Annotated in this window: 18 protein-coding genes and 1 pseudogene; 13 read left to right on the forward strand and 6 right to left on the reverse strand. The window is 71.0% G+C overall.

Annotated elements, in window-relative coordinates; genetic code table 11:
• Positions 1-84: 84 nt before the first annotated feature.
• From QFZ58_RS16675 to QFZ58_RS16700, 7 genes and pseudogenes are all read left to right on the forward strand, one after another.
• Complete coding sequence (locus QFZ58_RS16675) at positions 85-846, forward strand: phosphoglyceromutase (RefSeq protein ID WP_307125708.1); 762 nt, start codon at positions 85-87, stop codon at positions 844-846.
• Between the two features lie 417 nt (positions 847-1,263).
• Positions 1,264-2,040, forward strand: a complete 777-nt coding sequence (locus QFZ58_RS16680; RefSeq protein ID WP_307125709.1) for a hypothetical protein — start codon at positions 1,264-1,266, stop codon at positions 2,038-2,040.
• A 223-nt stretch (positions 2,041-2,263) separates the two neighbouring features.
• Positions 2,264-2,335, forward strand: a pseudogene (locus QFZ58_RS34470) (GntR family transcriptional regulator); the annotation flags it as partial.
• A gap of 216 nt (positions 2,336-2,551) precedes the next feature.
• Positions 2,552-4,594, forward strand: a complete 2,043-nt coding sequence (locus QFZ58_RS16685) for a PA14 domain-containing protein (protein WP_307125710.1) — start codon at positions 2,552-2,554, stop codon at positions 4,592-4,594.
• Between the two features lie 524 nt (positions 4,595-5,118).
• Complete coding sequence (locus QFZ58_RS16690; RefSeq protein ID WP_307125711.1) at positions 5,119-5,274, forward strand: hypothetical protein; 156 nt, start codon at positions 5,119-5,121, stop codon at positions 5,272-5,274.
• Positions 5,275-5,666: 392 nt separating this feature from the next.
• Entirely contained in the window at positions 5,667-5,915 is a 249-nt protein-coding gene (locus QFZ58_RS16695) for a hypothetical protein (protein WP_307125712.1), read from the forward strand.
• On the forward strand, positions 5,912-6,154 hold the full coding sequence (locus QFZ58_RS16700) for a hypothetical protein (RefSeq protein ID WP_307125713.1): 243 nt from the start codon (positions 5,912-5,914) through the stop codon (positions 6,152-6,154). Before QFZ58_RS16695 ends, QFZ58_RS16700 begins: the two co-directional genes overlap by 4 nt.
• Before the next feature lie 18 nt (positions 6,155-6,172).
• Here the strand turns inward: QFZ58_RS16700 and QFZ58_RS16705 are convergent, their stop codons facing one another.
• Positions 6,173-6,685 carry a MarR family winged helix-turn-helix transcriptional regulator gene (locus QFZ58_RS16705; protein WP_307125714.1) on the reverse strand — a complete coding sequence of 171 codons (513 nt, stop codon included), beginning with the start codon at positions 6,683-6,685 and terminating at the stop codon, positions 6,173-6,175.
• A gap of 76 nt (positions 6,686-6,761) precedes the next feature.
• Between QFZ58_RS16705 and QFZ58_RS16710 the strand changes: the two genes are divergently transcribed.
• The gene (locus QFZ58_RS16710) at positions 6,762-7,433 is read left to right on the forward strand and encodes a nitroreductase family protein (protein ID WP_307125715.1); all 672 of its coding nucleotides are present in this window, start codon (positions 6,762-6,764) and stop codon (positions 7,431-7,433) included.
• A complete protein-coding gene (locus tag QFZ58_RS16715; RefSeq protein WP_307125716.1) occupies positions 7,430-8,419 on the forward strand; it encodes a DMT family transporter in 990 nt (329 codons plus the stop codon). The genes QFZ58_RS16710 and QFZ58_RS16715 overlap by 4 nt, the downstream gene beginning before the upstream one ends.
• On the opposite strand, the gene QFZ58_RS16720 is transcribed toward QFZ58_RS16715, so the two are convergent.
• Positions 8,334-9,110, reverse strand: coding sequence for a hypothetical protein (locus QFZ58_RS16720; RefSeq protein ID WP_307125717.1), 777 nt, complete (start codon positions 9,108-9,110; stop codon positions 8,334-8,336). The genes QFZ58_RS16715 and QFZ58_RS16720 overlap by 86 nt on opposite strands.
• A gap of 217 nt (positions 9,111-9,327) precedes the next feature.
• Here QFZ58_RS16720 and QFZ58_RS16725 point away from each other — a divergent pair, with 217 nt between their 5' ends.
• Positions 9,328-10,401, forward strand: a complete 1,074-nt coding sequence (locus QFZ58_RS16725) for a phosphotransferase family protein (RefSeq protein ID WP_373428559.1) — start codon at positions 9,328-9,330, stop codon at positions 10,399-10,401.
• Between the two features lie 28 nt (positions 10,402-10,429).
• Here the strand turns inward: QFZ58_RS16725 and QFZ58_RS16730 are convergent, their stop codons facing one another.
• The 3 genes from QFZ58_RS16730 to mshA all read right to left on the reverse strand — a co-directional run bounded on the left by QFZ58_RS16730 (position 10,430) and on the right by mshA (position 14,209).
• Positions 10,430-12,163: a glycosyl hydrolase family 28-related protein gene (locus QFZ58_RS16730; RefSeq protein ID WP_307125718.1), complete on the reverse strand. Its 1,734-nt coding sequence runs from the start codon at positions 12,161-12,163 to the stop codon at positions 10,430-10,432.
• Positions 12,164-12,277: 114 nt separating this feature from the next.
• The gene (locus QFZ58_RS16735; protein ID WP_307125719.1) at positions 12,278-12,787 is read right to left on the reverse strand and encodes a YbjN domain-containing protein; all 510 of its coding nucleotides are present in this window, start codon (positions 12,785-12,787) and stop codon (positions 12,278-12,280) included.
• A 30-nt stretch (positions 12,788-12,817) separates the two neighbouring features.
• A complete protein-coding gene (mshA, locus tag QFZ58_RS16740) occupies positions 12,818-14,209 on the reverse strand; it encodes a D-inositol-3-phosphate glycosyltransferase (protein WP_307125720.1) in 1,392 nt (463 codons plus the stop codon).
• A gap of 182 nt (positions 14,210-14,391) precedes the next feature.
• On the opposite strand from mshA, the gene QFZ58_RS16745 reads away from it, so the two are divergent.
• The 3 genes from QFZ58_RS16745 to QFZ58_RS16755 all read left to right on the forward strand — a co-directional run bounded on the left by QFZ58_RS16745 (position 14,392) and on the right by QFZ58_RS16755 (position 18,214).
• A complete protein-coding gene (locus QFZ58_RS16745; RefSeq protein WP_307125721.1) occupies positions 14,392-15,180 on the forward strand; it encodes a trans-aconitate 2-methyltransferase in 789 nt (262 codons plus the stop codon).
• A gap of 214 nt (positions 15,181-15,394) precedes the next feature.
• On the forward strand, positions 15,395-16,468 hold the full coding sequence (locus QFZ58_RS16750) for a C40 family peptidase (RefSeq protein ID WP_307125722.1): 1,074 nt from the start codon (positions 15,395-15,397) through the stop codon (positions 16,466-16,468).
• 396 nt (positions 16,469-16,864) lie between these two features.
• Positions 16,865-18,214, forward strand: a complete 1,350-nt coding sequence (locus tag QFZ58_RS16755; protein WP_307125723.1) for a PP2C family protein-serine/threonine phosphatase — start codon at positions 16,865-16,867, stop codon at positions 18,212-18,214.
• Here the strand turns inward: QFZ58_RS16755 and QFZ58_RS16760 are convergent.
• A complete protein-coding gene (locus QFZ58_RS16760) occupies positions 18,187-18,522 on the reverse strand; it encodes a DUF2516 family protein (RefSeq protein WP_307125724.1) in 336 nt (111 codons plus the stop codon). The two genes, QFZ58_RS16755 and QFZ58_RS16760, sit on opposite strands and share 28 nt — an antisense overlap.
• Between the last annotated feature and the right edge of the window lie 56 nt (positions 18,523-18,578).

Genomic DNA, 18,578 nt, shown 5'->3' on the forward strand with positions numbered 1-18,578 from the left:
CCGGTCAGGGCGCCGGGGCACGCCCCGTGTCCGCCCTGTGGCCGGGCGCGCGGAGCCCTCGCGGGTTCGATTACGCTCGGACTCATGGCCGACGCACCGTACAAGCTGATCCTCCTCCGCCACGGCGAGAGCGAATGGAACGCGAAGAACCTGTTCACCGGATGGGTGGACGTAGACCTCACCGACAAGGGCGAGAAGGAGGCGGTCCGCGGCGGTGAGCTGCTCAAGGACGCCGGCCTGCTCCCCGACGTCGTGCACACCTCGCTCCAGAAGCGCGCGGTCCGCACCGCCCAGCTCGGGCTGGAGGCCGCGGACCGCCACTGGATCCCCGTCCGCCGCTCCTGGCGGCTGAACGAGCGCCACTACGGCGCTCTCCAGGGCAAGGACAAGGCCCAGACCCTCGCCGAGTTCGGCGAGGAGCAGTTCATGCTGTGGCGTCGTTCGTACGACACCCCGCCGCCCGTCCTCGAGGACGGCACGGAGTTCTCGCAGAGCGACGACGCGCGCTACGCGACGATCCCGTCGGAGCTGCGCCCGCGCACCGAGTGCCTCAAGGACGTCGTCATCCGCATGATGCCGTACTGGTACGACGCCATCGTCCCGGACCTGCTGACCGGCCGCACGGTCCTGGTCGCCGCCCACGGCAACAGCCTGCGCGCCCTGGTCAAGCACCTCGACGGCATCTCCGACGCCGACATCGCGGGCCTCAACATCCCGACCGGCATCCCGCTCTCGTACGAACTGGACGCGGACTTCCGCCCCCTGAACCCGGGCGGCACGTACCTCGACCCCGAAGCGGCGAAGGCCGCCATCGAGGCCGTGAAGAACCAGGGCAAGAAGAAGTAAGCAAAGCTGACGAGGCCCCCCACCTGTGTGTTTGCCACGAGGTGGGGGGCTTTCTGGTGTGCTGGGCCATCTGCGGGCCGTCAGGCCTGGCCGCGCCAGGAACGCACGCGGATGTCGAGCATGATCAAGAGGGCCGCCAGGCCGGCAATCTCGGCAGGCGCATCCGTCCGTAGCCCAAGGGTCCCGTCACCCGTGCCGATCAGGACGACCGGTAGATCACGAACATGGATGTTTAGGCGCCTGTGTGTACGTGAGGACAGGGGCGTCCTGCTGTGCTTCGGTTTCGCCGGCTCAGGGTCGTGACCGAAAGCGGCATGGAGGCGATTTCCGTGCCCAAAGGTTGTCTCGTTGCTGCGAGTTACCGATCAGCCCCTAGGGTGTCGGGCAGCCCACGGCGACTTGAGATGCGGAGAGACGATGAGCCACGAGCGGGCCACTGATCGCGGCCTCACCACGCAGCCTGATTCAGGCCCCATTGACGGCAAAGTACGCACGCACCGGCTTCGGCTCCTGGCGATCGGAACCGCGGCCGGTGCCGCGCTTGCTGTTGGTGGCATCCTGGCCGTGACATCGGCTATGGGCGATGACCCTCGCCCTCAGGCGGACGGCAAGACGTCAACGAGCCCGGGAGGCGACAAGTCCTCGGTCCCTCAGGGGCAGGAGTTCACGCCAGCCACCGCCCGCGCTGTTGCATTGCTGCCAGCGGATTCGACCGCTGAAGGCATAGAGACTGGCTTCGAGCACTCTGCGCTCGGCGCGGCCTCTGCTGCGGTCTCCTACTGGGAAGACTTCGACCTGCGGGACGAAGCGATCGCGCGCGAACAATGGACTGAGGTCACCTCCAAGGACTCCCCCGAGACCATCGACAGAGGTGTCAGCGGACTGGTTGGAGCTCCTACATGGGGCGATGTACCGAATGAGGGAAGCGCAGTCGTGAAGGCGATCCTCCAACGCAGCCTCAACGACAGCGGCGATGTCGTCGTCGTATGGATGGTCTGCGACCGCCTCGCCGCCGGTGGCGAGGGCGCATCGCTGGAGGATGAGACCACCCATCTGATCCTCAAGTGGGAGGACGAGGACTGGAAGGTGACGGAGGAAGCGCAGTACGCGACCAGGGCCGGCGGACCGCGTGCCTACCACCCGGATAGCAAGTTGGCCTTTTCGGAGGGCTGGCGGCGGGTTGCGCGTGGCTAGACCCTCGCCTGATGGGTTGGTGACGAGCAGGAGCTCACGTGCGGAACAGCCTCAGCCGGGAACGGAGCCGGCCGAGCCGTCCGTAGGGCACGAGAGGGAACGAGCCTGGACGGGTTGACGCCTGCGATCTTCACTCGCCGCTGAACGAGAGCGGCTGGTCATCTCAGACTTCGAAACGCACATTTCAAACGTGGATGCCTGGCGCTTTGCTGACCGCAGCTGAGTGACCGCCAGCCATGCGGTGGAGCAGCCCGAGCCACGGCAGGTCACCGCCGAGGAGGCGTCGCTACTCGGCACGGGAAACCAGGGGGGCAACCCCCGCCTGCCAGCCTCTCGATCCGTAGCTCCAGGCGTGTCGCCTGGACGCCACGCCGCTACGGGTGAGCGGTCGGGACGTTGCCCGAAAAAACGTGCGTGAGTCGGGGACAACCCCGCCCCCGACTCACGAGTCACACAGGCGTCTGACTTTTCACGTGATCCGCCTTGGTCCGAAAGGGTCCCTTTCTCTGTGATGACTCGTACCCGGCTGTCCGCGCTGGCCGCGACGGCCGCGCTCGCCACCACCGGCGGCCTGATCACCGCCGCCCCCGCCTCTGCGGCGGTCACCTGCACCTCTCCCGTCTGGAGGGCGCAGTACTTCGGCAACTCCACCTTCAGCGGCACGCCGAAGCTCACCGCCTGCGACACCGCCATCAGCGAGAACTACGGGTACGGCGACCCGGCCGGCGTCACGCTGCCCAAGGACAACTTCTCCGTCCGTTGGTCCCTCACCCGTGACTTCGGCTCCGGCGGCCCCTTCCGGCTCTCCGCCGCCACGCAGGACGGCATGCGCGTCCACGTCGACGGTGTGCGGAAGGTCGACCTGTGGAAGAACGTTTCCACCACCGCCCGCAAGACCGTCGACCTGACCATCCCGGCCGGCAAGCACACGATCCGCGTGGACTACGTCGCATGGACCGGCGTCGCCAACGCCGCCTTCACGTACGCCCCGCGCACCGAGGCCGCCGTCGACACGGTCAAGCCGCTCGCCCCGACCGGCCTCACCGCCGCGTACGACTGGACGACGGCCAAGACGACCCTGCGCTGGGCCGCCAACAAGGAGATGGACCTCGCCGGGTACCGCGTGTACCGCCGGCTGAGCGCCACCAGCTGGGCCAAGGTCAGCGGGACGTCCCTGCTGACCACCCGGTCCTTCGTCGACGCCCCGCCCGCCACCGGCCAGACCTTCCTGTACGAGGTCCGCGCCGTCGACAAGGCCGGCCGCGAGTCCACCGGCAGCCCGGACGTGACGGCGACGACCGTCGACCGCACCGGGCCGGCCGCCCCCACCGGACTCACGGTCGCCACCGGCGACGGGTGGTGGGACACCCTGAACTGGCAGGGAGTCGCCGACACGGCGAAGTACGAGGTGTACGCCTCGTCCGCGACTGCCGGACCGTTCGAACTGCGCGGTACGACGACCACCACGTCGTACCGGACCAGCGCCGCCGTGAACACGAACACGTACTACCGGGTCCGGGCCCTCGACGCAGCCGGCAACCCGGGGACGTACGCGACGGTCACCAGCGACGGCGTCGACCGGATGCCACCGAAGTCCCCGACAGGCGTCACCGCCGGCGCCCGTCCCGGCTACACCGACGTGCACTGGAGCCAGCCCGACGGTTTCTACGAGGACTGGGACAACGGCGGGCACTACCGCGTGTACCGCTCGCCCGGCAAGACGTTCGACCCGACCGCGCGCACCCAGGTGACCTGCGTCGCGGAGGAGAGCCACGAGGCGAGCACCGGCGGCAACTGCTACGACGTGGACATGCCCGCGAACACGTACGTGACGTACGCCGTCACGGCGGTGGACCCGTACGGCAACGAGTCGGCGTACTCCGCGCCGGTCGTCGTCCGCACCGGCGACACCGTGGCGCCCGGCCCGGTCACCGGCGTGAAGGTCACCCCGCGCAACGACGGCATGCTGGTGAGCTGGGCCGCCTCGCCCGAGGACGACATCGACGAGTACGTGGTGTGGAAGGGCGTCCGGCAGGCCGACGGCACGGTCAAGTGGCTCGGCCCCGACACCTGCTCGGAGGGCACGAGCAACTGGCTCGCGATCCTCTGCGGCAACCTGCCGGACGGCGAGACGCACGTGTACGCGGTGATGGCCAAGGACCACTGGGGCAACACGCTGCACCCGAGCGACCCGAAGGTCACCGTGGTCGAGGCCACCGAGCTCGACGTCCGGCCCTCCGTGACCGTCACCCGGGACTGGAGCCTCGGCAGTCTGGGCCACAACCGGACGGCCACTCGTCCGTCCGTCGGCTGGCAGTGCACCGACACGGCCCGCTGCGCCACGGTCACCGGCTACCGCGTGAGCCGGTGGAACCCGGCGACCAAGGCGTACGAGCCCCAGCACGACGGACTGCTCCCGGCGGACGCCCGGACGTGGGAGGACGCCACGGCGACGAAGGGGAACACGTACTTCTACACCCTGGAGGCCGTGACGGCCGACGGCGCCGTGGTGGGGACGTACCCCTGGTACACCGTCTTCCAGGACCGCGTCTGAGGGACCTTGGGGCCTGTCGTCCGGATCTTGCCGGGCTCATCCGGACGACAGGCCCTAGCCGGATCAGAAGGCAGCCATGCCCGTTCGGACCTCCTCCTCAGTGGCGTCCGCTACGGTCCGAGCTGTTGAGCCGGTCAGGTACGTCCGCACAGGACTCCTCAGTCATGAGGGGTGGGGGTCGAGGTTCCCGCAGCCCGCTCGGGACTCAACTGATGGAACCGCGCCCCACCCCACTCGGCGCAAGCCCGGACAGCGACGGACGACCGCGACCCAGGACGTTCGTGGACGGGCAGAGCTGGACACCAGGCGCGCGTACACCCTCAGTGTCTGGGGTCCCGGTGTCCGAAGTACTCGGACGGCGCCTTGACATTGCGGCATGTGCGCCGTGAACGTCAGAGCCCCCGGATCAGGAGGACACTGAAGGTATGGCCCTACCGAGAACGCATCATTGCCCGGCCTGCGCGAATGGAACTGCCCCGGACGAAGTCCTTCACGAAGACCTCGTCGTCGGAGCACCTCTGTCCATGGAGGAACTCACCGACGCGCAGCGCCTTGACCGGTTCGCCCTCAAGTACGCCCACGACGGTTGCCAGGTCAGAGAGGTCCGGCGAGTCCCGCACGACAGCTTGAGCGGCTACGCCTGGTCCGTCCGCTTCACCGAGAAGTCCGTAACGAGTTGATCATCGGACAGCTCAGGGAAGACGCCTGAGAGGAGGAACCCGGCCGGTCAAGAGCCCGTTGGACAGCCCCGGACTTCGCGGTGGCGGACGGTAGCCCGACGATGTCGCCACGGTCAGCCTGATCGTGGCGGTGGGCTTCCCACCCCGGTGCCGCACGGGCGCCGGGCCGGCCGGTGTGTCCGCGGCCGATTCGCCTGCGGACCACCCTCGGGCCTGCCACGGCTCACTCAACGGCCGCCACCCGTGGGCAGTACAGTGTGCGCTCCGCCACACCTTTCGCCGCGTATCCGCGGAGGAACGCACCCACCTCACCCGCCCGACGGCTCCGTGCAGGTGCGGTGCGCGGCGGGTACACGGAGGGCAGAGGGCAAGGAGAGCGGGGGAGAGCGGTCATGGGCGAGGCCCTGAAAACCTTTGTCGGCGGTACCGAGGTCGAGGTGCCGAACAGCATCCCGGCGATCCGTGCCGCGCTTCCCGAGGGGAGACGCGAGGAGTTCGACCACGCGATCAACGAGGCCGGTGTCCATGAGATCCAGGCCGTCATGCGGCACTGGATGCTCGAGTCCGTGCCCGATCCGGAGGCCGAGCAGATCCTGGACCGGCTGGCGCAGGACGAGGCCGAGAGGCGGAGCGTCGCTTGAGCTTCCGCATCTCCTACGCACCGCCCGCCGACGACACCCTTGCCAAGATGCGGGACGGCGACTCGTTCCGCGAAGAGATGGCCCGCACCGTGGGCCAGGACCCGTACGGACACGCCTCGTCCGCCGTCAAGCGTGAACGCGACCGGCGCGAGGCGACGGTCTACGGGGCGATCGTCCTCTACTACGTCTCCGGATCCGTGCTGACGGTCACCGTGGTCAGGCTCGTCCCCCTGCCCTGACGCGGCTGTGATGCGGCGTCAGATCCGGCGCTGATGCCGGTCGGTGTCGCCGAGGGACTCCAGCAGGCTGCGCAGGTCGTCCGCGATCCGCTCCCGCTGTTCGCCGCTGATCCCGGAGAGCAGCCGGTTCTGCGTGTCCACGTGGTCCACCAGTGCCCGGTCGATGAGCTCCTCGCCCTCACCGGTGAGGGCGACGTGGACGCTGCGCCCGTCCTCCTGCCGGGGTACGCGAGTGACGAGTCCCCTGGCTTCGAGGCGGTCCAGGCGCTGGGTGATGGCGCCCGACGTGACCATGGCCGACCGCATCAGGTCGGCCGGGGTCAGCCGGTGCGGGGCGGGGCTGCGGCGGAGGGTGGCGAGGACGTCGAAGGCGGCGGGGTCGAGGTCGTGGGCGCCGAACGTGGTGCGCAGTTCCGCCTCGAGGATCCGGGCCAGCCGCTTGACACGTCCGATGACGCCCATCGACGAGGCGTCGAGCTCGGGGAACTGCTCCGCCCACTGCGTCAGGACCCGGTCCACGTGATCGCTCATGGGCTCAGTATACGGAGGTAGCTTAGCATTGAGATACCCTGTTGCTTAGCGCTAAGCAAAACGCTACGGTCCGGTCATGACACAGGACAGCGGCCTCCTGACCGTGCCTCAGGCCATACGTACGCGCCGTAGCATCCGCCACTACCTGCCCGACCCCGTCCCCGACGAGCAGCTGACCGAGCTGCTCGACCTGGCGCTGGAAGCCCCCTCCAGCTGGAACGTCCAGGCCCGGTCCATCGTGGTGGTCTCCGACGACAAGGGCCGCGACGACCTCGCCCGGGCCACCGGCGGCCAGCCCCACCCCCGCGAGGCGCCTCTCACCCTGGTGTTCGTTGCCGCCGGCCAGGCATGGCGTGAGGACCTGAGCGACATCTACGAACAGGCTCGGCACGCAGGCGCCTGGAACGAGGACTTCGCCGCCGGCTTCTCCCGGGCCACGCTCGACTTCCAGCTGGATCTGGAGCGGCGGGACCTGCTCCGCGAGTACGCGGTCAAGGACGCGGTCATCGCGGCGACCTACGCGATGCTCGCGGCCACCTCCATGGGCCTCGCCACCTCCCCGATGAACGGCTGGGACGAGCAGGAGGTGAAGCGGATCATCGGCATCGAGGACCGCGACGACCTGCATATCGCCGTACTGCTGCCGGTGGGCAGAGCGGCCGAGGTACGCGCGCACCCCGGCCGCAGGCCCCGTGACCGCCAGGCGTTCACCGGCCGCTACGGCAACACCGGGGGCGGTCCCCGGTGAAGGCCGACCGGCTCGGGGCCGACTCCGCCGTCACCGCGCTGGCCCCGCTGATCTGGGGCTCCACCTACCTCGTCACCACGGAACTGCTGCCGCCCGGCCGCCCCTTGCTGGCCGCCACCCTGCGGGCCCTGCCCGCCGGACTGATCCTTCTCGCGGTCGGCCGCCGGCTGCCCAGGGGCGGCTGGTGGTGGCGCGCCGCCGTCCTCGGGTTCCTGAACATCGGCGCGTTCCTCTACCTGCTCTTCGTCGCCGCCTACCATCTGCCCGGCGGCGTCGCCGCCCTGGTGATGGCCGTGCAGCCCACCGTCGTACTCGCCCTGTCGGCGCTGCTGCTGAAGGAGCGGATCACGCCCGTCCACGCCACCGCCTGCGCACTCGGGCTGGCAGGGGTCGGCCTCCTGGCCATGACCCCGCGCGCGGGCCTGGACGCGGTGGGTGTCGCCGCGGGGCTCCTGGCGGCCGTGAGCATGGCCGGCGGCATCGTGCTGACCAAGCGGTGGGGACGTCCGCACGGTGTGGGCCTGCTGACGTTCACCGGATGGCAGCTGACCTCCGGCGGGCTCCTCCTGCTGCCCGTCACCCTGATCGCCGAAGGGCTGCCCGGGACGATCGAAGGGCGCAACGTCGCCGGCTTCGCCTATCTCGGGATCGTCGGGGCCCTGTTCGCCTACGTGGTGTGGTTCCGGGGCGTGGAGCGGCTGCCCGCCCTGACCGTCTCCGTGCTGAGCTTCGCCTCGCCCTTGGCCGCGACGGCCCTCGGTTACCTCGTGCTGGGCGAGACCCTGTCCCCGGTGCAGATCGCCGGCGGGCTGACGGTGATCGCCGCAGTGGTGCTCGCCCGCCCCCGGGCGGCGGGGCGTGGGCCGTCCGGCCCAGCACCCCACCGTCCCGTACGGAGGATCAGCCGAGCTTCTCGACCTGGGCCGCGACCACGTCCGACGGCAGTTCGAAGTCGGCCTTCCCGGACGCCACCACACCGAGGTTGAACGCGAGGAAGGTGGCGACCGTGCCGCCCTGACGGAGGCTCACGAGCTTCGTGGGCACGGTCGTGCCCTCCTGCCGCGTTCCCACCGTCCAGGCCAGCGCCTCGTCGCCGCCCGTCACCTTCTCCTCGGTCAGCTTGACGACCTCCGTCTTGTCGCCCTTGATGGTCATCGTGAAACCGCCGGCGCACTTGGCCGCGGAGTCGCGGAGTTCGGCGATGCTCTTCGCCGCGGCGTCGCCCTCGTAGGAGGCCAGCGTGACCAGGGTCGAGGTCACGTCGAAGGCGGCCTGCATCGCATCCTCGGGATCCGCGGTCGCGTCCTTCTCGGGCTCCTGGACGACCTGGCGGCCCGCGGTACCGACCGGGGTACCCCGCTTCATCCCGGAGTAGGCGAACCCGAGCGGCTCGCACTCCTTCTTGTCCACGGTGACGTCCCCGGACTTCACGACGTCCTCGGCACCGGTCTTGGTGATCTTGTGGCCGGCGACGTCGCCCTGCTCCAGCGAAGCCTTCTCGATCTCGGCCTGGGTCAGCGCCTTGACCGCCGCCTTGGTGGCGCCGCCGTCCTTCGCGCTCGGCGCGGCGGAGTCCTTCTCGTCCTTGGCGTCCGAACCGCCGCAGGCGGTGACAAGCAGGGCCAGGGACACCACGGAAGCGGCGATGGCGGAACGGCGTACGGCAGTGGCGCGCATGGTTCATCTCTCCGTCTGAAAGGAGCGACAGCCCGCTCCTGGCACGGAGTTTCGTCATCCGGGGGAGTGCTGTCGCAGTGAGCGACACTCTACGATCGGACACCTGTCCGATGATCGTCCCGCAGGGTCACGGGATGTGATCGTGACTCGCCTGTGATCACCCTGTGAAGCCCTTGTGGGACGGACGCTCCGCAGCCCGGTCCGAGGAGACCCGCCCATGCCCATGGACGTGCCCGCGCCCGCCGACCCGCCCGTGCCGATGGCCGCACCCGCGGATGCGACGACGGCCGTGCTCGCGGCCCTCGGAGTCACGGAGGACGACATCGCCTCCCGCCGACCGCTCACCGGAGGCACGTACAACACCGTGACCCGGGTGACACTCGCGGACGGCCGCGTATGGGTGGTCAAGGTCCCGCCCCGCCACGACCCGGGGATGAGCTATGAACGGCGCCTCCTCGTCAACGAGGTCACCTTCTACGCGGCGGCCGCCGGAGAGGGCGGCCACGCCCTCGGCGCGGACGGCGGCAGGATCCCGCGGGTCGTGCACAGCGAGGTCGACCCCGGCGCTCCCACCGGGCCGTACGTCGTCATGACCGCGTGCCCCGGGCGCCCCTGGTCCGACATGGCGGGCGAACTGACGGGTGATGAGGAACGGGCACTGCGCACGGAGCTCGGGCGGATCGTCGGCCGCCTGCACACCGTGACGGGCCGAGCAGGCTTCGGGTATCCCGCCGAGCCGTTCGGCCCGCTCTCCCCCACCTGGCGGGAGGCGTTCACCGCGATGACCGAGGCGGTGCTCGCCGACGCCGGGACGTACGGGGCAGGGCTGCCCCGCCCCGTGGAGGAGATACGCGCCCTGCTCGCCGCGGCGGCGCCGGTGCTGGACGAGGTGACCCGGCCCGCCCTGGTGCACTTCGATCTGTGGCAGGGAAATCTGCTGGTGACCGGTGGGCCGGGCGCCCGGCGCATCGGTGGGGTCGTCGACGGCGAGCGGATGTTCTGGGGCGACCCGGTCGCCGAACTCGTCTCCACTTCCCTGTTCGGCGATCCCGAGGCGGACCACGACTTCCTCGCCGGATACGCGGACGCGGCGGGCGGGCCCCTGGCGTTCACCCCGTCCGTACGGCTCCGGCTCGCCCTCTACCGCAGTTATCTCTACCTGATCATGCTGATCGAGACGGTCCCCCGCGGTGTGCCGGCCGACGCCCTGGAGTGGACGTCGGCCGAGGTGGCCCCGCGCCTGTCGGCGGCACTGGCGGAGGTGGAGTCGGCGTCGCACCCGCGCCGGTGATCGCGGCACCGGCCCGGCGGCCCGGTGCTCAGCGCATCATCGCGCGCTGGGCGTCGTACAGGTTGGCCGGGCGTACCGACTCCGGGCTCCCGTAGGCCTCGATCCGGCTGTGCAGGTCGCCGGCGAAGTCGGGTACGTCGATCTGGTCGAACTCCCTGACCTCACTGATCCCGACCGTCGCGCTGTACGGCGCCAGCCCGTCGATGCGCACGAGGCCCGCGCGGCCGTTGGTGACCCGGATGTTCCAGTGGGTGAAGCGGGCGCCGAAGAGGGGGCCGGCACTGGCGTCTCCGCCGTGGCGGCCGTTGTTCTCGATCGTGATGTCGGTGCGGACGTCGGCGAACGGCATCCCCCGGTGGGAGTCGAACGTGCCCATCTCCATCAGTCCGTGGGACCAGACGTTGTGACTCGACAGCCCCTCGACGTTGATGCCGTGCAGCTGGGTCCCCGCCGGAGCGGGCACCGTGCGCTGCTCGACGGTGAAGTCCTCGATCAGGTTGTCGTGCGAGCCCTCCCGGCAGTAGTACGGGTGGTGGGCGCCACGGCCCGCGACCTTCGTGCGGCGCAGCGTGCATGCCGACGCGGCGATCAGCCCGAAACCGTTGTCGACGTGGCGGACGGTGATGTCGTCCGCCCAGCAGTCGTAGGCGCACTGGAACGCGACGCCGTTGTAGCCCTTGTCGAGAAGGTGGGGCGACTGGGGCGTCTCGACCGCTTCGAGGGTGAGCCCCTCGACGCCGGATCGGCTCAACGGCGCCTGCAGCGTGGTGAACCGGGGGTCCCATTCGGGGCGCACATCGAGCGGGAGCGGCCTTTCGAGCGTGACCTTCCGGCCGTGTACGGCCGTGACGCGCACCGGCCACTCGTAGGGCACGTACGAGGTGAGCTTGGTCTTGTCCTCCCAGACGTAGGCCCCGGCGCCCTCGGTGTCGCCCGCCATGTGCCGCAGCAGGGTGTGCCCGGTGTCGTCGGCGAGGCGGAGCAGGACCAGCCGGCCCGGCTCGAGGTCCCGGGTGGACGCGACGGTGACCGTCCGGTCGCCGCGGCGGGCGGGCGCAAGGGTCGTGAGGGTCCGCCACTCGTCGCGCCGGTTCCCGGTCCAGCCCTCGAAGGGCCAGGCCTTCTCCCTGATCGCATCGGTGAGCGAGTCCCAACGGTCCTGTGGGCAGAGCCAGATGAGCCCGCCGGCCCAGGACCAGCTGGACTTGTCGCCGCCGTAACGGCTGCCGTAGGGGCCGACGATCTCGGTGAGGTTCCTGGTCGCGTGGAGCGTCGTCCGGCCGCTGCCCGCCCCGCGCACCACCACGTCGCTGTGGCCGATGCGGATGACGTCGTCGATGCGGTACCTCCCCGGCGGGATGAGCACCGTGCCACCGCCGCGCTCTCCGGCAGCGGCGATGGCACGGTTGATCGCGGGAGCGGCGTCCGCCGAACCGTCCGGCACCGCGCCGTAGGTGCGGACATCGGTGACGAAGGACCGTGCGTGACGGCGCGGCAGATCCGCGCCGGCGCGGTAGCCGGCGCGGCCGACGAACGGAATCTGCGGATGGGTGAACGGCATGGCGGTGAACTCCCGCCACAAGGAGGACGTACCGCGGGCCGGCACGCCTCCACCCGCCGCACCGGCGGTGCCGGCCGCCCCGGGCGGGCGGGCGCCGTCCGCGGCCCGCGCCGCGCCCACCCCGCCGAGGGCTCCGGCGGCAGTGGCCGCGGTGACGGCCACGGCGCTGGTGAGCAACCGGCGTCTACTGAGGTCTCCCATGAGGCACCTTCCACATACATGAACGATGTTCATATCCGCGTCGGCCGTGAGCATGCCACGGCGCGCCGACGCAGCGGAAGACGCGTGCATGGGCGAAAAACGGTGGACGGACGGTCAGGGTGCGGAGCGCCGCGTCAGGTGGGTGAACGCGTCGAGGTTGCGGGTCGATTCACCGCGCTCCACCCGCCAGGCGTACTCCTTGCGGATCGCGCTCGCGAAGCCCAGTTCCAGGAGCGGGTTGAAGGCTCCGTCCGCCGCCTCGAGGACCGTGCCCAGCAGCCGGTCCAGCTCCTCGGGAGTGACCACGGACAGCGGGAGCTTGCCGGCGAGGTAGATGTCGCCGTGGGCGTCGATCGCGTAGGAGACCCCGAAGAGACGCAGGTTGCGCTCCAGGAGCCAGCGGTGCACCGCCGCGTCGTTCTCGTCCGGGTGGCGGATGACGAAGGCGTTGACGGAGAGGGAGTGCTTGCCCACGAGCAGGGAGCACGTCGTGGACAGCTTCCGCGTGCCGGGCAGCGTGACGACGTAGTTGCCGGGCCCCGGGCTCTCCCACGCGAGCTCCGCGTCGTCCAGCACTGCCTCGATGACCTGCGCCGCTGCTGCTTCGTCGGATACGTCAGCCATGGTCCGAGCGTACGACACGGAGGCCGGGCCTCAGCCGCGGTGCGACCGCGCACGGCGCCGGTGGTCGCACATCGCCGCCGTGTACACCTCGGCCGTCGCCGACGCGGCCGTGTCCCAGCCGAACGACTGGGCGTGCGCGGCTGCCGCCGTGCCCATCCGGTCGGCCAGCTCCGGGCTGTCCGCGAAGCGGCCGAGCACACGGGCGTACGCCTCCGGGTCGTGCCCCGGGACGAGGAAGCCGCTGACCCCGTCCCGCACCGCCACCGGAAGGCCGCCCACCGCCGCCGCGATCACCGGCGTGCCGGCCGCCTGGGCCTCTATGGCCACCAGCCCGAAGGACTCGCTGTACGACGGCATCACCAGCACGGACGCGGCCCTGAACCAGTCGGCGAGCTGGTCCTGGCCGACCGGCGGCTGGAACCGCACGACATCGGCGATGCCCAGCCGCGCGGCCAGCTTCTGCAGGCCCTCCGGCTTGGCGAGCCCGCTGCCGCTGGGACCCCCGACCACCGGCACGAGGATGCGCGAACGCAGCGCCGGTTCTCTGTCCAGAAGGACGGCGACGGCACGCAGCAGGACGTCAGGGGCCTTCAGCGGCTGGATCCGGCCGGCGAAGAGCGGGATCAGGGCGTCCTGCGGCAGCCCGAGACGCGCCCTGGCCGCGGCACGGGCGCTCGCCGCCCCTTCCGGGTGGAGAGGGCCGGAGCCCTTGGGGAAGGGGCGGAAGCGGTCCAGGTTGACCCCGGGGTGCACGACGGCGACGGCGGCGGGGTCCGCCTCGTAGAAGCGGACGAGTTCGTCGGCCTCCCCGGCGGTGTTCGCGATGAGCCGGTCGGAGGCGTGCACGATCTGCGTCTCGCCGATGACGCGGGCGGCGGGCTCGGGGGTGTCGCCCTCGGCCAGGGAGGCGTTCTTGACCTTGGCCATGGTGTGCATGGCGTGGACGAGGGGAACGCCCCAGCGCTGGGCGGCGAGCCAGCCGACCTGGCCGGACAGCCAGTAGTGGGAGTGGACGAGGTCGTAGTAGCCGGGTCGCTGACCGGCCCAGGCCTGCATCACGCCGTGCGTGAAGGCGCAGAGCTGGGCGGGCAGCTCCTCCTTGGCCAGCCCTTCGTACGGGCCCGCGTCGACGTGGCGGACCAGGACACCGGGCGACAGCTCGACCGACGGGGGCAGGGCGCCGGTGGTCGCGCGGGTGAAGATCTCGACCTCGATGCCGATCGCCGCGAGGCGCTCGGCCAGCTCGACGATGTAGACGTTCATGCCGCCTGCGTCGCCGGTACCCGGCTGGTGCAGCGGAGAGGTGTGGACGGAGAGCATCGCTACGCGGCGCGGCTTGCGGGGCCCGCCCGCGAAACCGCCGGGGAGGCGGATACGGGGCGCCACACGGCCGCTGCCGAGCCGAGAGACGTACTGACTCATGTGGTCCGCTCCTCCTCGCTCGGGGCATGACACCTGAGGGGCGCAGGACCCCGTCCAAGGGCCAGAACAGCGGAACCCGGCCTTTCATTTCCGCTTTACCAAATCATTACGGTATGTCCGGCGTGCCGAGGCGCTCTCCTGCTCCCGTCCGCGCCTCCCGCACTTCACATACGCTCACAGTCATGCACCAGCGCCCCATCGGCACCGCGACCCGCGGGACGACGAACCCCAACCGGCTGCGCCGCATGGACCGCTGGATCGCCGCCACGCACGGCCCCGCCCTGCGCCGCAGCGACTCCCCCGTCGCGGTGGACCTCGGTTACGGCTCGGCACCCTGGACCGCCGTCGAGCTGCTGACACGGCTGCGCGCCGCGGAGCCGCGCACGGCGGTCGTCGGCATCGAGATCGACCCGGAGCGGGTCGCCGCGGCGAAGCCGTACGAGCGCGAGGGCCTCACCTTCCTCCGCGGCGGCTTCGAGATCCCCCTGGCCGGCCGCCCCGACCTCATCCGGGCGGCGAACGTGCTGCGCCAGTACGGCGAGGAGGAGGTCGAGACCGTCTGGCAGCGGCTGTGCGCCCGGCTCGCCCCCGGCGGTCTGCTCGTCGAGGGCACCTGCGACGAGATCGGGCGCCGGCACGTCTGGGTGGCGCTCGGCCCGGAGGGACCCCGCACGGTCACCTTCGCGACCCGGCTCGGCTCACTGGAGCGCCCCTCCGATCTCGCGGAACGCCTGCCCAAGGCACTGATCCACCGCAACGTGCCGGGCGAACCCGTCCACGCCTTCCTGCGCGACCTCGACCGGGCCTGGGCGGCGGCCTCCCCGTACGCGTCACTGGGCGCGCGGCAGCGGTGGATCACGGCCGTCCGCGCGGTCTCCGCCGACTGGCCGCTGACGGACGACGTACGGCGGTGGCGGCAGGGCGAACTCACCGTGCGGTGGTCCGCGCTGCGGCCCGGTCCGCACCGCTGACACCACGGCCACGGGAACCGGCCCGAAAAACGGCCCCGATCCGGGAACGCCGGTGGATCTCCGTTCGTCCCCCTGTGTGACGTGCACGGTGGTACGAGCCCCTGTTGCTTTACGGGACGACATGACACGATCGCGTCGTCACCTGAACGTTACTGACGGTAAGTCACATGACCGCGATATGGCTTTCGTTGCCTTTTGCCTGGAGGGGGAGCTCGTGAACCGACGCCACTGTGCCGCTGCGGCGGTCACCCTGGTCTGCGCACTGGCCCTGCTGACCGCACCGGTCCAGGCCATGGCGGCCCCGATTCCCGAGCCCGCTCCGACCGTCCCCGCCTCGCCTCCCGCTCCCGTGAAGAAGAGCCTGGAGCAGGTGCGCCAGGAGATCGACACCCTCTACCGCAAGGCAGGGGCGGCCACGGACGCGTACAACCTCGCCGAGGAGCAGTCGAAGAAGCAGTCCGGCGAGATCCTCAGGCTGACGAAGGCGATCGCCGACGGCCAGGCGAGGATCGCCGAGCTGAAGAGCAGGGCCGGCGCCCAGGCCCGCGAGCAGTACCGCAACGGCGGACTGCCGGCGGGCGCCCAGCTGGTCCTCAGCGGCAACCCGAGCCTCTTCCTGGACGGCGTGAACCAGGTCAGGCAGGGCCAGCAGGCGGCCAAGGGTCTGCTGACGGAACTGACCAGGTCCCAGGAGGACTTGGAGACGTACACCAAGGACGCGAGCCTCAACGGGGCGAAGCTCGAAGCCAACCGCGTCAAGCAGGCCAAGGCGAAGAAGAGCATCAACGCGCAGATCGACGCGGCGAAGAAGCTCGAATCCCAGCTCGCGAAGGAGGAGCGGGCCCGCCTTCTGCGGATGGAGCAGGACGCGGCGTCCACGGCCCAGTCGGCCTGGCTCTCCTCCGGCGCGCTCTCGGACATCAACCGCGAGGCGAGCGCCGCCGGCCGGCAGGCGGTGGCCTTCGCGACCGCCCAGATCGGCAAGCCCTACGTGTGGGGGGCCGAGGGCCCGGGCTCGTACGACTGCTCCGGCCTGACCTCGCAGGCGTGGGCCGCGGCGAAGAGCCCCATCCCCCGGACGTCGCAGGAGCAGTGGCGGCAGCTGCCGCACGTACCCGTCCAGGACATGCGGCCCGGCGACCTGATCATCTACCACAGCGACGCGAGCCACGTCGGCATGTACGTCGGGGACGGCTCCATCGTGCACGCCCCGCGGCCCGGCAGGAACGTCACGCTGGCGGGAGCCGGCTCGATGGAGATCCTCGGCGTGGTCCGTCCGGACAGGTAGCCGGAACACCACGCACGGCGCGGGCGCACCCCCGGCCGCCGACCCGGCACCGGACGGCGGCACGACGACCGCACCGGACGGCGGTACGCCCCGCCCCCCGGACGGCGGTACGGCGGCCCCGCCCCGTACGGCGGTCGCGTGCCGTTGCCGCCGTGGCACCGGCCCCGACGACCACCGGCCCGGCGCGTGATGTTTGTCATGGCTCCCCCGGCCGCTCCGGGCCCGCGGATCGCGCCGGATCCGTGACAGGAAGCGGCTTATGGCCGCGCGTGTGACAGCGGCCGATCTTCGAACACCATTCCGTTCCCGTGCCGCGGACCGCTATCGTCCCCGTCTGGCGGGTCGTCGATCGTCGTCCCGCCGCACCCTCGGGGGGAGGGAAGGAAACCCGTACCGATGCCCGTACCCGTACCGCAGCAACGTGCCGCGTCCGCTGCGGAGACCGCTCATGGCACCGACCTCACCGTCCTGGTGATCGAGGACGACCCTGCGGGCACCTTCACCGTTCCCGAGCTGCCGTCCGCCGCCGGGACCCGCATCCGCGTCCGGACCGCCCGCAACCTCACCGAGGCGGGCCGGCTCCTCACCGACGACGTCGACTGCATCCTGCTCGACCTCGACCTGTCACCGCCCGCCGGTGCGCGCGCGGAAGGCCGGGAGGACGACGCCGGGCACCCGGACGAGCTGGCCACCCTCAAGCACATCCTGCGCATCGCCCCGCGCCACGCCGTCCTCGCCCTCACCGCGGCCGACGACGCCGAACGGGCCGCCGAAGCCGTACGGGTGGGGGCCCAGGACTACCTCTTCCGCGGGGAGCTCGACGGGCGTCTCCTCAGCCGCGCCATCCGTTACGCGGTCGAGCGCAAGCGCGCGGACACCGCCCAGCACCAGCTGACCGAGTCCCGCCTGCGCGCCGAGGAGAACGCCCGCCTGGAGCGCGGCCTGCTGCCCACCCCGCTCCTGGACGGCTCCGACCTCGGCTTCGCCGCCCTCTACCGGCCGGGCCGCAGCCGCGCCCTGCTCGGCGGTGACTTCTACGACACGGTCCGCACGCCCGACGGCACGGTCCACGCGATGATCGGCGACGTCTGCGGCCACGGACCGGACGAGGCGGCGCTCGGCGTCGAGCTGCGCATCGCCTGGCGGGCCCTCACCCTGGCCGGGCTCTGCGGCGACGAACTCCTCTCCACCCTGCAGCAGGTCCTGGAACACGAACGGCAGAGCGAGGAGATCTTCGCGACGCTCTGCACCGTCGACATCGCCCCTGACGGCAGACGCGCCGGGCTCTGCCTCGCGGGCCACCCCGCGCCGCTCATCGCCCGCCGGGGCCGGGCGGCTCATCTGCTCCCGTACGACGACGGCGGCCCGGCGCTCGGTCTGCTGCCGCGCGCACGGTGGCCCCGCCGCCAGGTCGAGCTGGGCGGGTCCTGGAGCCTGATGATGTACACCGACGGACTGATCGAGGGGCGCGTCGGACCGTCCGGGACACAGCGGCTCGGCCAGGACGGCATGGTCGCCATGGTCGACGGCCGGCTGGACGAGGGGCTCAGGGGCGAAGCGCTGCTGGAGGCCGCGGTCACACAGGTGCAGGAGCTGAACGGCGGCGACCTCACCGACGACGTGGCGGTCCTGCTGCTGGAACGCGACGAGTCCCGCATACGCCGACGGGGCGGAAGCGCCCCGCGCTCCCGCCCCGTCCCGGCCTCACCCGCGGGCGCTCAGCGCCCGCCGTTGTACGGACCGTAAGGCCCGTCACTGCTGGAACCACCACGACGGCCGCCGCCACCGGATACCGCCTTGATCGCCGGTCGCACGTCCACCATGAAGACGATGGACGCGACCACGCCCGCGATCTGCAGGAACAGGATCGGGATGACGAGGTTCACGAAGACGGTGATCCCGAGAATGATCAGCCAGAAGGACTTCTTCTGCTTGTCGGCCGCCCGGTAGGCGTCCTCGCGCGCCGTGAGCGCGAAGACCAGCGCGACGACGGCCAGGACGAGCATGGCCAGGTACAGCAGCTGAAGGACCGAGCCGAATGCTTCGAGCAACACGGTGAACACCGCCTAGTCAGTGGATGAGCGCGCCTCGCGGCCAAGGTACCCGGGAC

Source organism: Streptomyces sp. B1I3, from assembly GCF_030816615.1.
Classification (GTDB): Bacteria; Actinomycetota; Actinomycetes; order Streptomycetales; family Streptomycetaceae; genus Streptomyces.

What these genes read in the sequence shown, in the direction of transcription:
- QFZ58_RS16695 (WP_307125712.1), top strand. Translation starts at nt 5,667, where the DNA reads ATGGGCGAGGCCCTGAAAACCTTTGTCGGCGGTACCGAGGTCGAGGTG.
- QFZ58_RS16690 (WP_307125711.1), top strand. Translation starts at nt 5,119, where the DNA reads ATGGAGGAACTCACCGACGCGCAGCGCCTTGACCGGTTCGCCCTCAAG.
- QFZ58_RS16755 (WP_307125723.1), top strand. Translation starts at nt 16,865, where the DNA reads ATGCCCGTACCCGTACCGCAGCAACGTGCCGCGTCCGCTGCGGAGACC.
- QFZ58_RS16730 (WP_307125718.1), bottom strand. Translation starts at nt 12,163, where the DNA reads ATGGGAGACCTCAGTAGACGCCGGTTGCTCACCAGCGCCGTGGCCGTC.
- QFZ58_RS16720 (WP_307125717.1), bottom strand. Translation starts at nt 9,110, where the DNA reads ATGCGCGCCACTGCCGTACGCCGTTCCGCCATCGCCGCTTCCGTGGTG.
- QFZ58_RS16735 (WP_307125719.1), bottom strand. Translation starts at nt 12,787, where the DNA reads ATGGCTGACGTATCCGACGAAGCAGCAGCGGCGCAGGTCATCGAGGCA.
- QFZ58_RS16705 (WP_307125714.1), bottom strand. Translation starts at nt 6,685, where the DNA reads ATGAGCGATCACGTGGACCGGGTCCTGACGCAGTGGGCGGAGCAGTTC.
- QFZ58_RS16710 (WP_307125715.1), top strand. Translation starts at nt 6,762, where the DNA reads ATGACACAGGACAGCGGCCTCCTGACCGTGCCTCAGGCCATACGTACG.
- QFZ58_RS16685 (WP_307125710.1), top strand. Translation starts at nt 2,552, where the DNA reads ATGACTCGTACCCGGCTGTCCGCGCTGGCCGCGACGGCCGCGCTCGCC.
- QFZ58_RS16675 (WP_307125708.1), top strand. Translation starts at nt 85, where the DNA reads ATGGCCGACGCACCGTACAAGCTGATCCTCCTCCGCCACGGCGAGAGC.
- mshA (WP_307125720.1), bottom strand. Translation starts at nt 14,209, where the DNA reads ATGAGTCAGTACGTCTCTCGGCTCGGCAGCGGCCGTGTGGCGCCCCGT.
- QFZ58_RS16725 (WP_373428559.1), top strand. Translation starts at nt 9,328, where the DNA reads ATGCCCATGGACGTGCCCGCGCCCGCCGACCCGCCCGTGCCGATGGCC.
- QFZ58_RS16745 (WP_307125721.1), top strand. Translation starts at nt 14,392, where the DNA reads ATGCACCAGCGCCCCATCGGCACCGCGACCCGCGGGACGACGAACCCC.
- QFZ58_RS16680 (WP_307125709.1), top strand. Translation starts at nt 1,264, where the DNA reads ATGAGCCACGAGCGGGCCACTGATCGCGGCCTCACCACGCAGCCTGAT.